This is a genomic window from Burkholderia sp. B21-005, from assembly GCF_020843965.1.
Taxonomy (GTDB): Bacteria; Pseudomonadota; Gammaproteobacteria; order Burkholderiales; family Burkholderiaceae; genus Burkholderia; species Burkholderia ambifaria.
Genome location: NZ_CP086302.1, coordinates 159,115 through 176,117, shown reverse-complemented (window position 1 = coordinate 176,117; position 17,003 = coordinate 159,115). Strand labels below are relative to the sequence as shown.

Genomic DNA, 17,003 nt, shown 5'->3' with positions numbered 1-17,003 from the left:
GCCGGCAACGCCCGACAGCGCCAGCTTCAGCGGCGCACCATCTTCGTCAGCGCGGCGATCTCGCCCGCGCAGGCCGCGTAAGCGCGTGCCTCGATCTCGCGATAAAGCCGGATGATCTCCTCGCCGACCGGCGTCAAAACGCTGCCGCCGCCGCTCTGGCCGCCGTGTTCGGAAACCGTCGCAGGCGACTTCAGCGATCGGTTCAGTTCGTCCATCAGCAACCACGCACGCCGATACGACATCTCGAGACTGCGCGCCGCCGCCGAGATCGAACCATGCTCGCGCACGGCCTCGAGCAGCGCGACCTTGCCCGGCCCGAGCGCGATCGTGTCGGCCTGCTGGATACGCATTCTGAAGCGCACCTCTGGCTTGGGATGTGCCGAAGTCTTCATGTTTTTTGCTGGTTGAATGATGCGGGCAAGCATACACGATGGATCGCGCGGCAATCACGCGCTCGTCGATAGGAGTGTCGAACAATTTATGCCATGAGCACGTGATCGCGTAGCCGTCGTGCCCCGACGACGTCGCCACCTTGTTCGAATACGGGATGCAACGACGACACATTGCCCCTGCGATCCCGGACAGCATCTCTGCCGGCTGTCGTGGAGCAGTGGACGACGTGACGCCTGTCGGCATCGCGACCTTCGATATCTCTTGCAGAACATATCGAGTTTTCATCAATCGGAAATCAATTATTCGGATTCCTCTTTATCTTCTTCAACCGGCGCGTGCACCACCTTCGACAAATCTCAGTCCGATGGTGGCAAATCGACGTGCGGCGGGGTCCGCGCCGATATCCCGCATAATCGGGCGTTGAACGGCGCCGCGGGGAAAGCATTGTGCGAGCGCAACAACTCACGCCGGGAATGGGCGCGATCCGGCTCGCCGCGCGGCGGCGGCGCTCGCCCCGAGGGAACACCAGGCAATCCCGCTGAAGACAGGACACCGACACATGGACCGAGCCGAGCACATCAGCATCGAACAGGCGGTCGATCTGCCCACCGACGAACTGAACGGATGCGACTTCTCGTTCGAGATCGCGTGGGAACTGAACGCGCCGTACCGGGATCTGCTCGATTTGCGCGCGCTGCCCGTGCGGCGCAAGGACTACGGCTTCGACCCGGCCGGCTGGGCGCGCGAGGCGTCCGGCGGCACCGCGCTGTTCCGCGCGACTGCGGGCGGGCGCCTCGCGGGATTCGTCGCGATCACCGAAAGCTGGAACGGGATGGCCGAGATCGCGGAACTCGCGGTCGATCGCGCGTGCCGGCGGCAAGGGATCGGCCAGTACCTGCTGGCGGCCGCGGAAGCGTGGGCGCGCAGCCGCGGATTCGGCTTCATGCGGCTGGAAACGCAGGCGAACAACGTCGCGGCCTGCTGCACGTACGCCCGCGCGGGCTTCGTCGTGGGCGGCCACGACCGCTTCCTGTACGCCGACGGCGTGAACGACGGGGAAGTCGCCCTCTTCTGGTACAAGGATCTGCGCGACGGGCAGACCGCGAAGAGCCGGACCGTCGATCCGGAATCGATGCGCCCGCTGTCCTGACGCGCTACAACCTGCCGACCCGACACCGGTCTTTCTGTCGAATTACTTCCGCGTCGCGACGATGAACAGGCGCGGGAACGGCAGCAGCACGGTGCCGTCGTCGAGCACCGGATAGCCGTCCGGTCCCGCGAGCGCATCGCGATAGCGCGCGATGAACGCGTCGCGTTCGCTGTCGTCGTCCAGCGCCGCAAGGAACGGCCGAAGCGCGCTGCCCTTGAACCATTCGACGACCGCATCGGCGCCGCCGCTCAACGGATGGTAGTAAGTCGTGCGCCACACATCGACTCGCGAACACATCGGCGACAGCAACGCGTAGTAGTACCGTGCATCGAACCGCTCGGTGCGCGCGGCGTCTTTCAACTTGTCCGCCCACGGCCCGGCCGCGGCGACTTCGCGCATCAGCCGGTGCGCGGGTTCGTCGAGGTTGTCGGGCATCTGCACCGCGAGATGGCCGCCCGGCGCGAGCCAGCCGACGAGGGACGGAAACAGTGTGTCGTGCGCGGGCACCCACTGCAGCACCGCGTTCGACAGGATCAGGTCGTAGCCGCCCGGATCGTCCCACGTGGTGACGTCCGCGAGATCGAAACGCAGCGCGGGCAGGCGCTTGCGCGCAGCTGCGATCATGTCCGGCGACGCGTCGATGCCGCGGACCGTCGCGTCGGGTGCACGCGCGATCAGCGCCTCGGTCGAATTGCCGGGGCCGCAGCCGATGTCGATCGCGGTATGGATCGGCGTATCGGGCACCGCGGCCAGCAGGTCATGGACAGGTCGCGTGCGCTCGTCTTCGAATCGCACGTACTGTCTGGCGGATTGATCGAGCGGGGTCGTCACGGTATGCCTCCTGGTCGGCGTGGACGGCGTCGGGAGATCGACAGCCGTCGATGCAGCACATTCTGCGATTTCGGCGTTCGTCAGTAAAATGAATTCAATATCGCTATTGATTCATATTTCTGATGAAAATCGATACGCTTGGTGTCCAGGCTTTCGTCGCGATCGCCGATGGCGGCAGCTTCCGGCAGGCCGCCGACACGCTGCACGTCACGCAAACGGCGATCACGCAACGGCTGCGCAAGCTCGAGTCGTTTCTCGGCGTCGCGCTGGTCGAGCGCACGACGCGCCGCACCACTCTCACCGAAATCGGCCGACGTTTCCTGCCGCAGGCGCGCCGGCTGCTGAACGAGCTGTCGGATGCGCTGACCGAAATCCGCGAAACGGGCCTGAGCCAGCGCGGTGACGTGACGATCGCTTGCGTGCCGACGGTCGGTGTGCAGTATCTCCCCCGCATTCTGCGCGCGTTCTCCGGGCACCGGCCGCACGATCGCGTGAAGATCCTCGATCATGCATCGGCGTCGGTGTTGCAAGCCGTGCTGCGGCGCGAAGCGGAATTCGGGATCAGCATCGCCGGCGACCAGCATCCCGAACTCGTCAGCGTGCCGCTCACGCACGACCCGTACGTGCTCGTCTGTCGCGACGATCATCCGCTCGCGAAGCGGCGGCGGATCCGCTGGGCAGCGCTGCAGCCGCATCCGCTGATCTTCGCGGGTGAAGTGAGCGGCAATCGCGGGCTGCTCGACGGTGCGCTGAAGACGAGCGGCGTGTCGCTGCATTCGTTCTACGAGGTGCAGCGCAGTTCGACCGCGCTCGGGCTCGTCGCGGAAGGTCTTGGCGCGGCCGTGGTGCCGAAGCTCGCGATCCAGAAGAACGCGTATCCGATGATCCGCACGATCGAGCTCGTCGAACCGTCGGTGTCGCGCACGCTCGTGCTGGTCAAGCGCAAGGCCGCGCAGTTGTCGCCCGCGGCGCAAGCGCTGTACGACATGATCGTCGAGCGCGCGACGGCAGGGCGGTGACGTCAGGCAACGTCGCTCAAAGCGTCTTGACCATGAACACGCGCGCCGCGCCTTCCGGCTCGCACGGCACTTCGCCGAACACCTCGTACCCGTGCTTGCGATAGAAATCCGGCGCCTGGAACGTGATCGTGTAAAGCACCGCGCGGGCGCAACCGCGCCGCTTCGCCTCCGCTTCGGCCTCGCGCAGCAGCCGGCTGCCGAAGCCGCCACCGCGCAGCGATTCCGGCAGGTAGAAGAGATCGATGAAGAACAGGCCGAGCGACGTCCGGCCGGTGAGGCCGCCCAATACCTCGCCGGTCGCGGGATCGGTCACGTAGACGTCGAGCGCCGCCGTGTCGGCGCGGCCCGTCATCGCGTGGTTGAATTCGCCGAGCTTGCGGCTGATGAAGTCGCGGGCGGCCGGCTGCTCGGTGTCGGTCAGCTGAAGGGAAACGGCGGAATGCGCGGTCATGGAATCAAGATCGAGCTCGAAACATGCAGCATGCAGCAGGCGCCGGCCGGGTTCAAGCCCCGGCCGCAGGCGACACGGCACGCCCGCGCTGACGTCCGATACGCAAATCGACCGGAGCGCCTGCGTTACGTTGATTCGACGCGAAACGAACGCGCGTCAGTTGTACCCAAGAATCGCCACCGCCGCGACATCCGGCCGATCGATCGTGCTGCCGACGAGCGACGTCATCGGCTCCTGCAGCACGGCCTGATACGACGTCATGCGCGCCTCTTCCGGCGAACCGGATTCGTCCCACACCGGCTCGTCGAATGCATCGAGGCCAGTGAAAAACTGAGCTTGCGTTTGCGTAAAAGTCATCTCCACTCCTTTTGATATGTCATTGATGTTCTAATTCGCCTGCTTCAACGCCGCCGCATGCACCGTCGGCACGGGCGCACCGTCATGCGCGGCCTCCGACCGCGCGAGCTGCGCGCGCGTGCGTCGCGTAATGTGAATCACCGCGAACACGACCGGCGCGATCAGCAGGCCTTCCGCCAGTTCGGGATCGACCGGCAGGTTCATCACGTGCAGCGCCTTGAACGCCGCGGTCGCAAGCGACAGCACGTAGTACGAAATGGCTGCCACCGACAGCCCTTCGACGGCGTGCTGCAGATGAAGCTGATTGCGCGCGGTGCGCTCCATGCCGGCCAGCAGGCGCGTCACGTCCTTTTCCTGCGCGAGATTCACGCGCGTGCGCAGCAGGTCGACCGCTCGTGCGATCCGCGCGGCGATCTGCTCATGACGCGCCCACACGCTGCGGCAGGTTTCCATCGCCGGCGCGAAGCGCCGCTCCATGAATTCCGCGATCGTCGGCATCCCTTCGATGCGCTCCTCGCGCAATTCGTGGATGCGCGCCAGCACGAGCTTTTCGTATGCGCGCGACGCGCTGAAGCGGCCGCCGGACCCCGACAGTGCCTCGACCCGCACCGCGAGATGCGTGAGCTTCACGAGCAGGGCCGCGTCGTCACCGTCGGCGCCGCTCGCGTCCATCCGCTGCATCAGCGCATGCAGCGCCGCGTGAATCTCGTCGAGTTCGCGGCTCATCCGCCGCGCAACCGGCAACGCGAGCAGCGCCATCATCCGGTACGTCTCGATTTCATACAGACGCTGCAGCAGCCGCCCGCCCTGTTCCTCGCGAAAGTCCTCGTCGATGACGAGAAAGCGCATGAAGCCGTCGTCACGCACGTGCCAGTCGCAGAACACCTTGCCACCGCCGAGCACGTTGCTGCCGACGAGCGCGGGCCCGTCGATCCAGCGGCGCAGGTCGCCGCACACGAGCCGCGCGGCCTCGCCCGACAGCAACTCCATGCGCACCGCGACGAAGCGGATGCCCGCGAGCCGCGCGAACCAGGCGGCCGGGATCCCCTCGATCGCGAGATCGTCGAAATAGCCGGTGTCGCGACGCGGCGCGACGAACGTGAAGGTCGAGAATTCGGTGTGGCGCTCCCACTTCAGATGCCAGCCGCACGGCGACTGCACCGCGTAGTGGGTCGCGCCGTCTTGCGGCACAGCGATGCCGGTGTCGTGGCACAGCGCGTGCAGCAGCGTTTCGTGGATGTCGGGCTGGCCATCCGTGTAGATCGCGTAATGCGTGAGCGATACGGCCTCGGCGAGCCGCAGGAATGGCCGGGCATGCAATTCGGCGGCCAGTGCGGCGCGCAACGGATGATCCATCATCGGTACACCACTCTTCCCTGTTCAACGCCGCATGCCGGCACGCCGGCTTGATTGCCACACCCCATCGAACGATACGGCGGGCTCGATTCCACTATGGCAGACACACAGCGACAATAAAAACGCATAATGCTGATCGTTACGTTCAGTTTTCCTGATACCGATGAAGATGCTCGATCACGACGTGCTGGCCACCGTCGTCGCCGTCGCGGAAACCGGCAACATGACCCGCGCCGCCGAAGCGGTGAACCGCTCGCAGTCGGCCGTGAGCATGCAGATCAAGAGCCTCGAGGACGCGATCGGCCGGCCGCTGTTCATGCGCAAGCCGCGCAGCATCGTGCTGACGCGCGAAGGCGAGGTCTTGCTGGGATTCGCCAGACGAATGCTGGCGCTGCGCGACGAGGCGTGGGCGGCCGTCGTGCGGCCGGAAGTGACCGGTAAGGTGGTCATCGGCGTGCCGGACGACTATGCGTCGTCACTGTTGCCGTCGGTGCTGAAGAAGTTCTCGGCGACCTATCCGAAGGTCGAGATCCAGGTGATCGGGCTGCCGAGCAGCGCGCTCGCGCCGCTGCTGAAGGACGGCACCGTCGATCTCGTATGCGGCACGCGCATCAAGGGACTGTCCGGCGACTTCATCCGCCACGAGCCGATGGCGTGGGCCGCGATGACGAACGGGCCGCGCGTATGGGAAGAACGGCCGCTGCCGATCGCGGTGTTCATGCCGGGCAGCGTCGCGCGGGAGAACGCGATCCGCAGCCTCGAACGCGCGAAGCTGCCGTTCCGGACTTCCTATGAAAGCCCGAGCCTGCTCGGGCTGCTCAGCATGGTGGAGGCAGGCCTCGCGGTCGCGCCGCTCGCGCGCTGCGCGATTCCCGCGCAGCTGTCGATGCTCGGCCGCTCGCACGGGTTGCCCGATCTGCCGCCGCTCGAGCTGATCCTCGCGCGCAGCACGAAATCGAAGCGCCCGCCATGCGACTTTCTCGCGGACCAGCTGATGGAAGACCTGCAGCGGCAAACCGGCCAGGCCGGCGATGCCTGAAGCGCGGGTGGGCGGGCGCCGTGCGCACCGTCACGAACCGCCGGGCCGCGGATGGCCGGCCGCGAGCAATGCGGCGTTGACGATGCCTGCCACCGTGTCGACGAGCGCCTCGAGCGTGTCGCCGTGCACGTGCCGCCCGGCGGGCGGAACGCATTCGTTGCGTCGGCCGCCCCACTGCGACCCGGCCGTCACCGACAGCGTCGCGCCGAACCGGTTGCCGTGGCGTCGACCGAAGATGCCGACGCGCTGCTCGCCCATATACGCCTGCTCGGGCAGAAACAGCCGGATCTCGACTGCAACCTGATCGGGATCGCCGGCACGCGTGTTCGCGTCGACGCCCGGCTCGCAACCCTTCGCGATGCGAAACGTCACATGCGAATCCCACGCGGCCAGCGGGCCGCCGGCCGCGTCGACGCGTTCGATGTCGACCGACCATTGATGGCGCTCCGGCAACCGGATCGCCTGGCGCAGCAGCACGTCCGCCGCGCGAACCGTCACCAGCAGCTGCCGTGCGAGCTGTCTGCTCGACGGCAGCGTCACCACGCGCACGCGACGGCTAGCGGGGCGCGCGGTGTGTACTTCTTCCGTGAGGTACATGGATTCCCTCCTTGGCGAATGCAGCGCCGCATTCGACGCGGCGCACAAACGTCCGCTGCAACCGGCCGACGGAGCACCGCGGCCGATAAAACGGCGACGAAGCTATCTACAAGCAATCGGCGTTCCCAGCCTGACGAACCCAGTTTAGAAGGCACCGCATCAATACCGTGCAAAAAAACGGGGTTGCGGTGCAAAAAACGGCATGCGGGCAGATCGGCACGTAGCGGCCGGGTTGCGCTGCCGGTGCCCCCGTCAACGCTGACAGGACAACCGCCCGCGCTGCGCCGATACACTGTGTGCAACCTCGACGTCCGGCGTCCGCGATGCCGGACGTCGCTTGCATCCGGCGAATTCAGCCCCGCCCCGATCCGATGGAGTCTCGCTTGAAACACCGGCACCTCACGCTGCTCGACGCACGACCCGACGCCGGCCCCCGTTCACGCGACGCGTTCCCCGCGGCGCAGGCGCTCGCGCACCCGCTGCAGCCGCAATGAGCGCCGGCCCGCGCAATGCGCGGATCGACATGCTGCGCGGCGTGTCGATCCTGCTCGTCCTGCTGCATCACTTCAACATCCCGTATTCGCTGCGCGACACGTCTCTCGCGCGCATGTTCGGCTGGGATGCCGTGCATGCGGTGGTCCGCAACGGCAACTACGGCGTGACGATGTTCTTCGTGATCTCCGGCTACCTGATCACGTCGAATGCATGCCACCGCTGGGGCAGTCTCGGCGCGATAGACGTGCGCGCGTTCTACGTCTCGCGGATCGCGCGCATCGTCCCGTGCCTGATCCTGCTGCTCGCGTTCGTCAACGCGCTGGCGACAGCCGGCGTGCCGATCTTCGCGAACCACGCGCCGCAGGGTGTCGCCGTATCGTTCTGGCTCGTGAATCTCGCGTCGCTGACGTTCTGGATGAACGTGCTGATCGGCGCGTACGGATGGGTCAACTATGCGCTCGGCGTGCTGTGGTCGCTGTCGGTGGAGGAGGTGTTCTACCTGTCGTTTCCGCTGCTGTGCATCGTGCTGCGCCGCGACGCGCGCCTGTTCGCGTTCTGGCTGGCGATCGCCGCGATCGGTCCCGTGTACCGCTTCACGCACGCGGACGACGAAGCCGGATTTCTGTATGCGTACTTCGCGTGCTTCGACGGCATCGCGATCGGCTGCTGCACGGCGTTGCTGGCCGGGCGCGCGGGCTGGCAGCGGCTCGCGGCCGCGCCGGCGCAATGGCTGACGGCGATCGCCATGACCGTGCTCTATCTCGCATGGCCGATTGCGCAAAGCCATGTGATCGGCGTATCCGCGATGGCGCTCGGCACCGCCGTGCTGCTGATCGGCGCGCATGCCCACGGCGAGCGCGTGCAGGCTCGCGTGCTCGCGCCGCTGCGCTGGAGCGGCCGGCTCAGCTACGAGCTGTACCTGTTCCACCTGATCGCGCTCGGCGCGCTGCGCACGGTGTGGCCGCCGTCCGCCATGCACGGCGACGCCAAGCTCATGTTGCTCGTCGCCTACCTGGTGTTGTCGGCCGGCTTGAGCGCGATCATCGCGCGCGGCTATGCGACGCCGCTCGACCGCTTCATCCGGCAGGCCGCGTCGCGACCTGCGGCACGCGTGCCGGACGCTGCGACATGAGCCGCATCCGACAGCGCCTGCAGGGTCGATGAAAGGAAGCGCGGTATCACACCGGCATCACGCCACCTCTCCGATGGCGGCGCGGCGCATCGTCACGATGCGCGCGGGCGGAATATTTGCCCACACGATCCGGCTGGCGTCGGCAACAAATGCCGGATCGCCCAGCGGATGACGGTCGGGCGATCGCAGGTCGTAGGTGAACTGGATCATCACCCCGTCGACCGCCAGCACGCGCTGGCACTGACTGACGATCGCCGTCACGTCCTGGCGCGGCAGCGTGCGCAGCGGCAGGCACGACACGATCGCATCGACCCGCGCGTCGCTCGGCAGCAGCCGCTCGAGCTGCCGAGCGTCGCCCGACACGATCGAGATACCGGGAAAGCGCCGTCGCAGGTGCTGCACGAACGCCGGCGACCGCTCGACCACGACGAGGCGCCGCGGCGCGACGCCACGCTCGAGCAGCGCGGCGGTGATCGCGCCGGTGCCGCCGCCGAGCTCGACGACGAGCCCGTCGCCATCCGGCACCACATCGGCCATTTCGCGCGCCAGATGCCGCGAACTCGGGCACAACGCGCCCACCGCGGCCGGGCGGCCGACCCACTCGCGTACGAACAATGCCGAGACGCGCAACGCGTTCGGCCAGATCATCGGCCCACCTTGCGCGGTTGCGCGTTCAGCTTCGAGGTGCCGATGAGGGTTGGGAACAGGGGTACGACGACACCGGGCATTTTCACGTGCATCCTCCTCGACAAATCGATCCGCCGCGGCGAAGCGGCGATCAAACGATTCTAGGAAACGCAAACTTAAGGCGACATGAAGATTGTGCCTGATTGCGCCAGCGAGGCGGGTATGCCGCCGCCGAACACCCGCTCAGCGGTCGACGCGCTGCTGAAGCTGCGCGGGGTAACGCTCGCCGACGTGCTGCTGCGCGTGCGGGCCGCCGTCGCCGATCTCGACAACGCGACGAACGACGCCGCGATCGCCCGCAACCGGTCATCGGGTCGGATCCGCCATCCACCGGCCGCACTGCGACTGTTCGTGCAGGCCGTGCGCGAATGGACGGCTGCCGGGGGCGACACGTTGACCGACTGACGGTTCGCGCCGCCCCGCCACCTCACCGCAGGTTGGTCCGCGCCAGCTCGACGATCTCGTCGCCGCGCCCGCTCAGGATCGCGCGCAGCATGAACAGGCTGAACCCCTTCGCATGCGCGATCTCGATCTTCGGCGGCATCGCGAGTTCGTACTTCGACGTGACGACGTCGACGACCGCCGGCCCGTCGTGCGCGAACGCGGTGCGCAGCGCGTGCTCGACGTTCTCCGAATGCTCGACGCGCACGCTGAAGATCCCCGCGCCCTTCGCGATCGCCGCGAAGTCGGTCGGGCTCAGGTCGACGTTCGTGTCGAGATAGCCGGCCGCCTTCAGTTCCATCGACACGAAGCCGAGCAGGCTGTTGTTGTAGACGACGATCTTGATCGGCAGGTTGAGCTGCCGCGCGCTCAGCAGATCGCCGAGCAGCATCGACAGCCCGCCGTCGCCCGACAGCGACACGACCTGCCGCCCCGGATGCGCGCCCTGCGCGCCGAGCGCCTGCGGCATCGCGTTGGCCATCGAGCCGTGATTGAACGAGCCGTGCAGCTGGCGCTTGCCGTTCATCGTCAGGTAGCGCGCGGCCCACAGCGTCGGCGTGCCGACGTCGGCCGTGAAGATCGCGTCTTCGGCCGCGACTTCGTCGACGATCTTCGTCAGGTATTGCGGATGGATCGCGCGGCCTGGCGGCTCCGCCACCGCGAGATCGTCGAGCCCCTTGCGCGCGGCCGCGTAGTGCTTCAGCGCGTTCTCGAGGAAGCGCCGCTGCGTCTTGCGCGTGAGGCGCGGCAGCAGCGCCGCGATCGTTTCCTTCACGGTGCCGACGAGCCCGAGCGCGAGCGGTGCGCGATGGCCGAGCTGCGAGCCCTTCCAGTCGATCTGCACGATCTTCGCGTTCGCCGGATAGAACGGGCGGTACGGGAAATCCGTGCCGAGCATCACAAGCGTGTCGCACGATTCCATCGCGTGATAACCCGAGCTGAAGCCAATCAGCCCCGTCATCCCGACGTCGAACGGGTTGTCCCATTCGACGAACTGCTTGCCGCGCAGCGCATGCACGACCGGCGCGCCGAGCGTATCGGCCAGCGCGACCACTTCGTCGTGCGCGCCCTGCGTGCCGCTGCCGCACAGCAGCGTGACCGCGTCCGATGCATTGAGCAGCGCCGCGAGCCGGTCGAGATCGGCGTCGGCCGGCAGGATCGACGGCGGCGCCGATTCGCTCCACGCCGGCGCTTCTTCCGGGCCGTCGCCGAGCGCGATATCGCCCGGCAGCACGATCACCGCGACGCCGCGTTCCTCGATCGCCGTGCGCATCGCGCGGGCGAGCACGCGCGGGAACTGCGACGCGTTGGTCACGAGTTCCGCGAAATGGCTGCATTCGCGGAACAGTTCCTGCGGATGAGTTTCCTGGAAGTAGCCGAGACCGATCTCGGTCGACGGAATGTGCGCGGCGATCGCGAGCACCGGCTGGTGATTGCGGTGGCAGTCGTACAAGCCGTTGATCAGGTGCAGGTTGCCGGGGCCGCAGCTGCCCGCGCACACCGCAAGCCGGCCGGTCGATGCCGCATCCGCGCCGGCCGCGAACGCGGCGCTTTCCTCGTGGCGCGTATGCATCCAGCGGATCGAGCCCATCTGGCTCAGGCTGAACGACAGCCCGTTCAGGCTGTCGCCCGTCACGCCCCAGATGCGCTCGATGCCCGCTGCCGCCAGCGTCTTCGCCAGGTATTCCGCCATCGTCTGTCTTGCCATCATGCCCTCGCTCGTTGTTCGGTCGTTACACGATTGATCCGGCAACGGCAGCCGCCATCGCCGCTGACGGAACGAGCATACGCGATCGTGCCGAGCAACGTCGTGATGACGCAATCGTGCCCGGAAGCGCTGCCGTTCGGCCGTTTTTGGCGCTGTCGGGCAGGCGTCATCGTTGCGTCGCCAGCCGCGCCGGCAGGTCGATTCGCGCCCATCCCCGGCCGGTCGGCGGCTCGTCGGGACGGCGAGCGCGAGTGCCGCCGTCGGGGCTACAACGGCAGCGCATGCGTCGACAGGATCTCCTTGAGCACCATGAACGAGCGCACCTGCCGCACACCGGGCAGGTACAGCAGCTGTTCGGCATGCAACCGGTTGAAGCTCTCGTTATCGCGCGTGCGCACCAGCATGAAATAGTCGAATTCGCCGGTCACCACATGGCATTCGACGCACCCCGACACTTTCTGCGCGGCCTTCTCGAATGCGGCGAACGCCTCCGGCGTCGAACGATCGAGCACGAAGCCGATCACGACCAGCATCCCGGCACCGAGCGGCTTCGGATCGAGCAGCGCGACGATGCCGCGGATCAGCCCCATTTCCTTCAGCCGCTCGACACGCCTCAGGCACGCCGGGGCGCTCAGCTTCACCTTCGCGGCAAGGCTCACGTTCGAGATCGACGCGTCCTGCTGCAACTGCCTGAGGATCGCGCGGTCGATGCGATCGAGCGCCGGCGCGGCATCGGCCGGCGATGCGCTGCTTCGATCTAATTTCATTGCGTCTCCTTTCTATTTCACGAATCAAAATTACCCGTTTCATCTTCTTCCGATCGATAACGTAGGCCTGAGCGATTTATTTCGCAAGCTCATTTCTCGCGGTCCTGCCTATCATTTTTCCATCGGGACCTGGCGCGCCGGCCGCGCCCGAACGGTCCGATCTTCCGCCCACCGCTATCCGGAGCTTGTCGATGAACCTGCAACGCTTTCCCCGTTATCCGCTCACGTTCGGCCCGACGCCGATCCAGCCGCTCAAGCGCCTGAGCGCGCATCTCGGCGGCAAGGTCGAGTTGTATGCGAAGCGCGAGGACTGCAACAGCGGCCTCGCGTTCGGCGGCAACAAGACGCGCAAGCTCGAATACCTCGTCCCCGACGCGCTCGCGCAAGGCGCCGACACGCTCGTGTCGATCGGCGGCGTGCAGTCGAACCAGACCCGCCAGGTCGCGGCCGTCGCCGCGCATCTCGGGATGAAGTGCGTGCTCGTGCAGGAACACTGGGTGAACTACGAAGACCCCGTGTACGACCGCGTCGGCAACATTCAGCTGTCGCGCATGATGGGCGCCGACGTGCGGCTCGTTGCCGACGGCTTCGACATCGGCATTCGCCGCAGCTGGGAAGAAGCGATGGAGAGCGTGCGGCAGGCGGGCGGCAAGCCGTATCCGATTCCGGCCGGGTGTTCCGAGCATCCGCTCGGCGGCCTCGGGTTCGTCGGCTTCGCGGAAGAAGTGCGTGCGCAGGAGGCGCAACTCGGCTTCAAGTTCGACTACATCGTCGTATGCTCGGTCACGGGCAGCACGCAGGCGGGGATGGTCGTCGGCTTCGCGGCCGACGGGCGCGCCGACCGCGTGATCGGGATCGACGCGTCGGCCACGCCCGAGCGCACGCACGAGCAGATCACGCGCATCGCGCGGCACACCGCCGAGCTCGTGGATCTCGGCCGGCCGATCACCGCCGCGGACGTCGTGCTCGACACGCGCTACGCCGGCCCCGAATACGGGCTGCCGAACGACGGCACGCTCGAAGCGATCCGCCTGTGCGCGCGGCTCGAAGGCATGCTGACGGATCCGGTGTACGAAGGGAAGTCGATGCACGGGATGATCGACAAGGTACGGCTCGGGGAATTCGAGCCGGGGTCGAAGGTGCTGTATGCGCATCTCGGCGGCGTGCCGGCGTTGAGCGCATATAGCGAGATTTTCCGGAACGGTTGACGAATTCGAGATGAACCGCCGGCGCGCCAAGGGTCGCGCGCCGGCGCCTGGATCACGGCGATCGCCCGGATCGCCGTTGCCGTTGCAGCTGCCGTTGTCCCCTACACGTCTTCCGTTCCGCACGCCGTCTCTTCGGCTGCCCCCAACCCTCGCTTTCCAGCCCACCACGCGCCGCTCGTTGCGAATCGTTCGCCTCGACGCCCCGACATCGCGTGCCTTTCTAAAGACGCGTCCGACTCCGTCAATCGCCCATTCGGACCGCAATCCGGCTGATTCGTACTTGCACGAATCCATTTGAACGGCATTTATTAGGCATTCTATTTAAATCAGGCCCCTGCTTCCCGAAAATTGACCCTGTCGAGTCGGCCGCAACGTTTCGCAAGTATTCGTCCCTCATCGCGCGAGGCGCGGATAGCACCGTCGCAGCGCATCAGCGCCGACCGGCACCCCAGGCAGCGTCTCCTTCCCCGATGGCATTTCCCATGCAGTGGAAACAGCGGCCGCGCTCCGCTTCGGCCGAGCGTGCGGTTTCGCGTCGCAATCGGGCCGACGGGCGTCCTTTTAAATCAGAACGGCAGCAGAAGGGTATATGGATATTTCATTCGAACCACGGTACGCGCATGCAGCGCGTGCCGCAGGCGGCCTGATCGCGCGTATCGCTGACGTCGCACTGATCTCGTTCGGCGCGCTGGCCGCCGCGCTCGTGTTGCCTGGCCCGGACGGCGACCCGTTGTCCGAACTGGCCGCCGTCGCCTGCGCAGCGACCTTTGCGCTGATGCTGTTTCCCGCATTCCGCCTCTACCATGCGCCCGCCCATACCCCCACGCACCGCACTGCGTTGCTGACCGCGTTCGCGTGGCTGGCCGCGCAGGCCGGCGCGGCGCTCGTGATGCGGGTGCTGGCGCCAACCCTGGCCATTCCGCTGCCCTGGTACCTGCTCTGGACGGCGACGAGCGGCATCGCGCTCGTCGCGTCGCGCGTCGTCGCCGGCACGACGCTCGAACGGATCAGCAGCCCGCAGGAAAGCGATCTCCTCGTCGCGATCGTCGGCACCGGCGCCCATCGCGACGCCGTCCTCGACCGCATCGCCGGTGCGCCGTCGGCCGGATTCCGCGCGGCAGCGATGTGCGATATCGCCAGCGCCGACACCACGCGCCCCGACGGCATGCCGTGCTTTGCCGATCTCGATACGTTCGCCCGGCATGTCCGCGCCCACGCGATTCCCGAAGTCTGGCTCGCGCTGCCGATCGGCGAGGCGCGCGTCGTGATGGCCGTGCTCGACGTGTTCCGCGACGATCTCGTCAATATCCGCTTCATGCCCGATGTCAGCAAGCTCGCGATGTTCGACGGCGAGATGATCGACCTCGTCGGCGCACCGGCGATCAACTTGGTCGCGTCATCGCTGTCGTCTCGCGCGCTGCTGCACAAGGCGATCTTCGATCGCGTGTTCGCCGCCACCGTCCTCGTCGTCCTGGCGCCGCTGCTCCTCGCGATTGCGGCGGCGGTCCGGCTGTCGTCGAATGGCCCCGTGCTGTTCCGCCAGCAGCGCAAGGGGGCCGACGGCCAGGCGTTCACGATCTTCAAGTTCCGCACGATGCGGCTGCACGACGCGGGCAGCGAAGTGTGCCAGGCGGCGCGCGACGATCCGCGCATCACACGGGTCGGCGCGTTCCTGCGCCGCACGAGCCTCGACGAGCTGCCGCAATTCCTCAACGTGCTGCGCGGCGAGATGTCGGTCGTCGGCCCGCGCCCGCACGCGCTCGAACACGACGACCTCTACCGGAAGATCGTCGACGGCTACATCCACCGCTACCGCGTCAAGCCCGGCATCACCGGATGGGCGCAGATCAACGGCCTGCGCGGCGAGACCGACCGCGTCGAAAAAATGCAGCGCCGCGTCGAAGCCGATCTCCACTACCTGCGCAACTGGTCGTTCGCCCTCGACATGCGCATCGTCCTGGCCACCGCCCTGCGCGGCTGGTCGCACCGCAACGCGTACTGATACGCACGCGGCACCGCCAACGCCCGTCGCCGCATCACGATAAGGATGACTGATGACTTCAGCCATGATCGAGCGGGCTGGATCCGCACGTCCCTGCCGCGTGCGCACGCTGCTCGCCGCCGCGGTCAGCGTCGCACTGTCGGCCTGTGCATTCGCACCCGGCATGCAGATGAGCGCCCCGCCTGCCACCACCGACGGCCAGGCCGCCGGACACGCAAACGCCAACGGGCGTGCCCTTCCGTTCCGGATCACGGCGATCGATGCCAGCCTGATTCGCCAGCTCGACGCACAGGCCGCGCAGCAGCAGAACCTGCCGTCCGGCCCGCCGGCAGCCGCGCCCGGCGCTTACCGCCTCGGCCCCGGCGACGTGCTGCAGATCACCGTCTGGGATCACCCCGAGCTCGCTGCCGCACAAGGCGCCGCGCAGCAGAACGCACCGCGCGCGGCCGACCCGGTCGCCGGCTTCGTCGTCGATCCGCACGGCAACGTGGCATTCCCGTTCGCCGGCAGCGTGCCGGTCGCCGGTCTCACGGCCGACGCCGCGCAGGCCCGTATCGCCGCCGCGCTGTCGCGTGTCTATCGCGATCCGCAAGTAACGCTGCGCGTCGCGTCGTTCCGCTCGCAGCAGGTCTATATCGACGGCGAAGTCCGCACGCCGGGTGCGCAGCCCGTCAACGACGTGCCGATGACGCTCTACGAAGCGCTCGGCCGCGCGGGCGGGCTCGGCACGGCCGCCGACCAGAGCCGCATGACGCTCGTGCGCGACGGCGTGTCTTATCCGCTCGACCTGACGCGCATGCTGCGCGACGGCCGCAATCCGGCCGACGTCGTGCTGTCAGCCGGCGACCTGCTGCACGTGCCGGCGCGCAGCGACTACGGCGTGTACGTGATGGGCGAGGTGAACAAGCCGTCGCTCGCGGTGCCGCTGCGCGACGGCCGGCTGACGCTGTCCGACGCGCTGTCGCAGGCCGGCAGCGTGAACGCGAATACCGCCGACGCCGCGCAGATGTTCGTGATCCGCGGCTCGCAGACGGGCGACCCGCAGGTGTTCCACCTCGATTCGATCTATTTGCTGCATCCGTATGTGATCGGCGCTGCGAGCAAGATCGTCGGCGTGCGCCTCGATGCCGGCACGGGGCCGGGCCTAGCGGCCGTGCTCGCGACGCTGGCCGTTGTCTGCGCATGCGGCTGCGCCTGTCATGTGTGGATCGAACGGCCGATGCTTGCTGCGTTGAAGCGATGGCTGCCACCGACGCGTCGCGCATCGGCGTCTTGAGCACGGATCCGATTGAGTCGAAGAATCTGACAAGAATGAATAAAGGGAACGAGCCACTCGTACTTGTTCCATATTCATCTCAGGAACCATTTCG

General features: G+C 67.1%; 17 protein-coding genes. 8 read left to right on the top strand and 9 right to left on the bottom strand.

Annotated features, from left to right (window positions below; all coding sequences use genetic code 11):
• Nucleotides 1-26 precede the first annotated feature (26 nt).
• On the bottom strand, nt 27-350 hold the full coding sequence (locus LMA02_RS17195; protein ID WP_175748219.1) for a winged helix-turn-helix domain-containing protein: 324 nt from the start codon (nt 348-350) through the stop codon (nt 27-29).
• A 602-nt stretch (nt 351-952) separates the two neighbouring features.
• Between LMA02_RS17195 and LMA02_RS17190 the strand changes: the two genes are divergently transcribed.
• Nucleotides 953-1,543: a GNAT family N-acetyltransferase gene (locus LMA02_RS17190; protein ID WP_228908865.1), complete on the top strand. Its 591-nt coding sequence runs from the start codon at nt 953-955 to the stop codon at nt 1,541-1,543.
• A 42-nt stretch (nt 1,544-1,585) separates the two neighbouring features.
• Here LMA02_RS17190 and tam read toward each other — a convergent pair whose 3' ends face one another.
• Nucleotides 1,586-2,374 (bottom strand): trans-aconitate 2-methyltransferase, encoded by a 789-nt coding sequence (gene tam / locus LMA02_RS17185; RefSeq protein ID WP_228908864.1) that lies wholly within the window; start codon nt 2,372-2,374, stop codon nt 1,586-1,588.
• 122 nt (nt 2,375-2,496) lie between these two features.
• Here tam and LMA02_RS17180 point away from each other — a divergent pair, with 122 nt between their 5' ends.
• Nucleotides 2,497-3,393, top strand: coding sequence for a LysR family transcriptional regulator (locus LMA02_RS17180; protein WP_228908863.1), 897 nt, complete (start codon nt 2,497-2,499; stop codon nt 3,391-3,393).
• A 16-nt stretch (nt 3,394-3,409) separates the two neighbouring features.
• Here LMA02_RS17180 and LMA02_RS17175 read toward each other — a convergent pair whose 3' ends face one another.
• The 3 genes from LMA02_RS17175 to LMA02_RS17165 form a co-directional block, all read right to left on the bottom strand.
• Nucleotides 3,410-3,844, bottom strand: coding sequence for a GNAT family N-acetyltransferase (locus LMA02_RS17175; RefSeq protein WP_228908862.1), 435 nt, complete (start codon nt 3,842-3,844; stop codon nt 3,410-3,412).
• A 156-nt stretch (nt 3,845-4,000) separates the two neighbouring features.
• Nucleotides 4,001-4,201, bottom strand: a complete 201-nt coding sequence (locus LMA02_RS17170; protein ID WP_228908861.1) for a hypothetical protein — start codon at nt 4,199-4,201, stop codon at nt 4,001-4,003.
• Between the two features lie 30 nt (nt 4,202-4,231).
• Nucleotides 4,232-5,560, bottom strand: a complete 1,329-nt coding sequence (locus tag LMA02_RS17165; protein WP_228908860.1) for a DUF3422 family protein — start codon at nt 5,558-5,560, stop codon at nt 4,232-4,234.
• 160 nt (nt 5,561-5,720) lie between these two features.
• Here LMA02_RS17165 and LMA02_RS17160 point away from each other — a divergent pair, with 160 nt between their 5' ends.
• Nucleotides 5,721-6,596 carry a LysR family transcriptional regulator gene (locus LMA02_RS17160; RefSeq protein WP_175758459.1) on the top strand — a complete coding sequence of 292 codons (876 nt, stop codon included), beginning with the start codon at nt 5,721-5,723 and terminating at the stop codon, nt 6,594-6,596.
• A 30-nt stretch (nt 6,597-6,626) separates the two neighbouring features.
• On the opposite strand, the gene LMA02_RS17155 is transcribed toward LMA02_RS17160, so the two are convergent.
• Complete coding sequence (locus LMA02_RS17155; protein ID WP_228908859.1) at nt 6,627-7,193, bottom strand: hypothetical protein; 567 nt, start codon at nt 7,191-7,193, stop codon at nt 6,627-6,629.
• 490 nt (nt 7,194-7,683) lie between these two features.
• Between LMA02_RS17155 and LMA02_RS17150 the strand changes: the two genes are divergently transcribed.
• The gene (locus LMA02_RS17150; protein ID WP_228908858.1) at nt 7,684-8,820 is read left to right on the top strand and encodes an acyltransferase family protein; all 1,137 of its coding nucleotides are present in this window, start codon (nt 7,684-7,686) and stop codon (nt 8,818-8,820) included.
• A gap of 57 nt (nt 8,821-8,877) precedes the next feature.
• Here LMA02_RS17150 and LMA02_RS17145 read toward each other — a convergent pair whose 3' ends face one another.
• Nucleotides 8,878-9,468, bottom strand: coding sequence for a class I SAM-dependent methyltransferase (locus LMA02_RS17145; RefSeq protein WP_012365221.1), 591 nt, complete (start codon nt 9,466-9,468; stop codon nt 8,878-8,880).
• A gap of 201 nt (nt 9,469-9,669) precedes the next feature.
• On the opposite strand from LMA02_RS17145, the gene LMA02_RS17140 reads away from it, so the two are divergent.
• Nucleotides 9,670-9,912: a hypothetical protein gene (locus tag LMA02_RS17140; RefSeq protein WP_228908857.1), complete on the top strand. Its 243-nt coding sequence runs from the start codon at nt 9,670-9,672 to the stop codon at nt 9,910-9,912.
• Between the two features lie 22 nt (nt 9,913-9,934).
• On the opposite strand, the gene poxB is transcribed toward LMA02_RS17140, so the two are convergent.
• Together poxB and LMA02_RS17130 are read right to left on the bottom strand one after the other, a co-directional pair.
• Nucleotides 9,935-11,656 (bottom strand): ubiquinone-dependent pyruvate dehydrogenase, encoded by a 1,722-nt coding sequence (gene poxB, locus LMA02_RS17135; RefSeq protein ID WP_228910042.1) that lies wholly within the window; start codon nt 11,654-11,656, stop codon nt 9,935-9,937.
• Nucleotides 11,657-11,922: 266 nt separating this feature from the next.
• Nucleotides 11,923-12,423, bottom strand: a complete 501-nt coding sequence (locus tag LMA02_RS17130) for an Lrp/AsnC family transcriptional regulator (RefSeq protein WP_126226445.1) — start codon at nt 12,421-12,423, stop codon at nt 11,923-11,925.
• A gap of 191 nt (nt 12,424-12,614) precedes the next feature.
• Between LMA02_RS17130 and LMA02_RS17125 the strand changes: the two genes are divergently transcribed.
• The 3 genes from LMA02_RS17125 (at nt 12,615) to LMA02_RS17115 (ending at nt 16,909) form a co-directional block, all read left to right on the top strand.
• Entirely contained in the window at nt 12,615-13,631 is a 1,017-nt protein-coding gene (locus tag LMA02_RS17125; RefSeq protein WP_228908856.1) for a 1-aminocyclopropane-1-carboxylate deaminase, read from the top strand.
• Nucleotides 13,632-14,220: 589 nt separating this feature from the next.
• Nucleotides 14,221-15,633: an undecaprenyl-phosphate glucose phosphotransferase gene (locus LMA02_RS17120; RefSeq protein ID WP_228908855.1), complete on the top strand. Its 1,413-nt coding sequence runs from the start codon at nt 14,221-14,223 to the stop codon at nt 15,631-15,633.
• A 52-nt stretch (nt 15,634-15,685) separates the two neighbouring features.
• Nucleotides 15,686-16,909, top strand: a complete 1,224-nt coding sequence (locus LMA02_RS17115) for a polysaccharide biosynthesis/export family protein (RefSeq protein ID WP_228908854.1) — start codon at nt 15,686-15,688, stop codon at nt 16,907-16,909.
• The last annotated feature ends 94 nt before the right edge of the window (nt 16,910-17,003 follow it).

Coding starts and splice junctions, on each gene's coding strand:
- LMA02_RS17115 (WP_228908854.1), top strand. CDS start 15,686: ATGACTTCAGCCATGATCGAGCGGGCTGGATCCGCACGTCCCTGCCGC.
- LMA02_RS17190 (WP_228908865.1), top strand. CDS start 953: ATGGACCGAGCCGAGCACATCAGCATCGAACAGGCGGTCGATCTGCCC.
- LMA02_RS17150 (WP_228908858.1), top strand. CDS start 7,684: ATGAGCGCCGGCCCGCGCAATGCGCGGATCGACATGCTGCGCGGCGTG.
- LMA02_RS17155 (WP_228908859.1), bottom strand. CDS start 7,193: ATGTACCTCACGGAAGAAGTACACACCGCGCGCCCCGCTAGCCGTCGC.
- LMA02_RS17180 (WP_228908863.1), top strand. CDS start 2,497: ATGAAAATCGATACGCTTGGTGTCCAGGCTTTCGTCGCGATCGCCGAT.
- LMA02_RS17125 (WP_228908856.1), top strand. CDS start 12,615: ATGAACCTGCAACGCTTTCCCCGTTATCCGCTCACGTTCGGCCCGACG.
- LMA02_RS17145 (WP_012365221.1), bottom strand. CDS start 9,468: ATGATCTGGCCGAACGCGTTGCGCGTCTCGGCATTGTTCGTACGCGAG.
- poxB (WP_228910042.1), bottom strand. CDS start 11,656: ATGGCAAGACAGACGATGGCGGAATACCTGGCGAAGACGCTGGCGGCA.
- LMA02_RS17140 (WP_228908857.1), top strand. CDS start 9,670: ATGCCGCCGCCGAACACCCGCTCAGCGGTCGACGCGCTGCTGAAGCTG.
- LMA02_RS17120 (WP_228908855.1), top strand. CDS start 14,221: ATGGATATTTCATTCGAACCACGGTACGCGCATGCAGCGCGTGCCGCA.
- LMA02_RS17130 (WP_126226445.1), bottom strand. CDS start 12,423: ATGAAATTAGATCGAAGCAGCGCATCGCCGGCCGATGCCGCGCCGGCG.
- LMA02_RS17160 (WP_175758459.1), top strand. CDS start 5,721: ATGAAGATGCTCGATCACGACGTGCTGGCCACCGTCGTCGCCGTCGCG.
- LMA02_RS17170 (WP_228908861.1), bottom strand. CDS start 4,201: ATGACTTTTACGCAAACGCAAGCTCAGTTTTTCACTGGCCTCGATGCA.
- LMA02_RS17175 (WP_228908862.1), bottom strand. CDS start 3,844: ATGACCGCGCATTCCGCCGTTTCCCTTCAGCTGACCGACACCGAGCAG.
- LMA02_RS17195 (WP_175748219.1), bottom strand. CDS start 350: ATGCGTATCCAGCAGGCCGACACGATCGCGCTCGGGCCGGGCAAGGTC.
- LMA02_RS17165 (WP_228908860.1), bottom strand. CDS start 5,560: ATGATGGATCATCCGTTGCGCGCCGCACTGGCCGCCGAATTGCATGCC.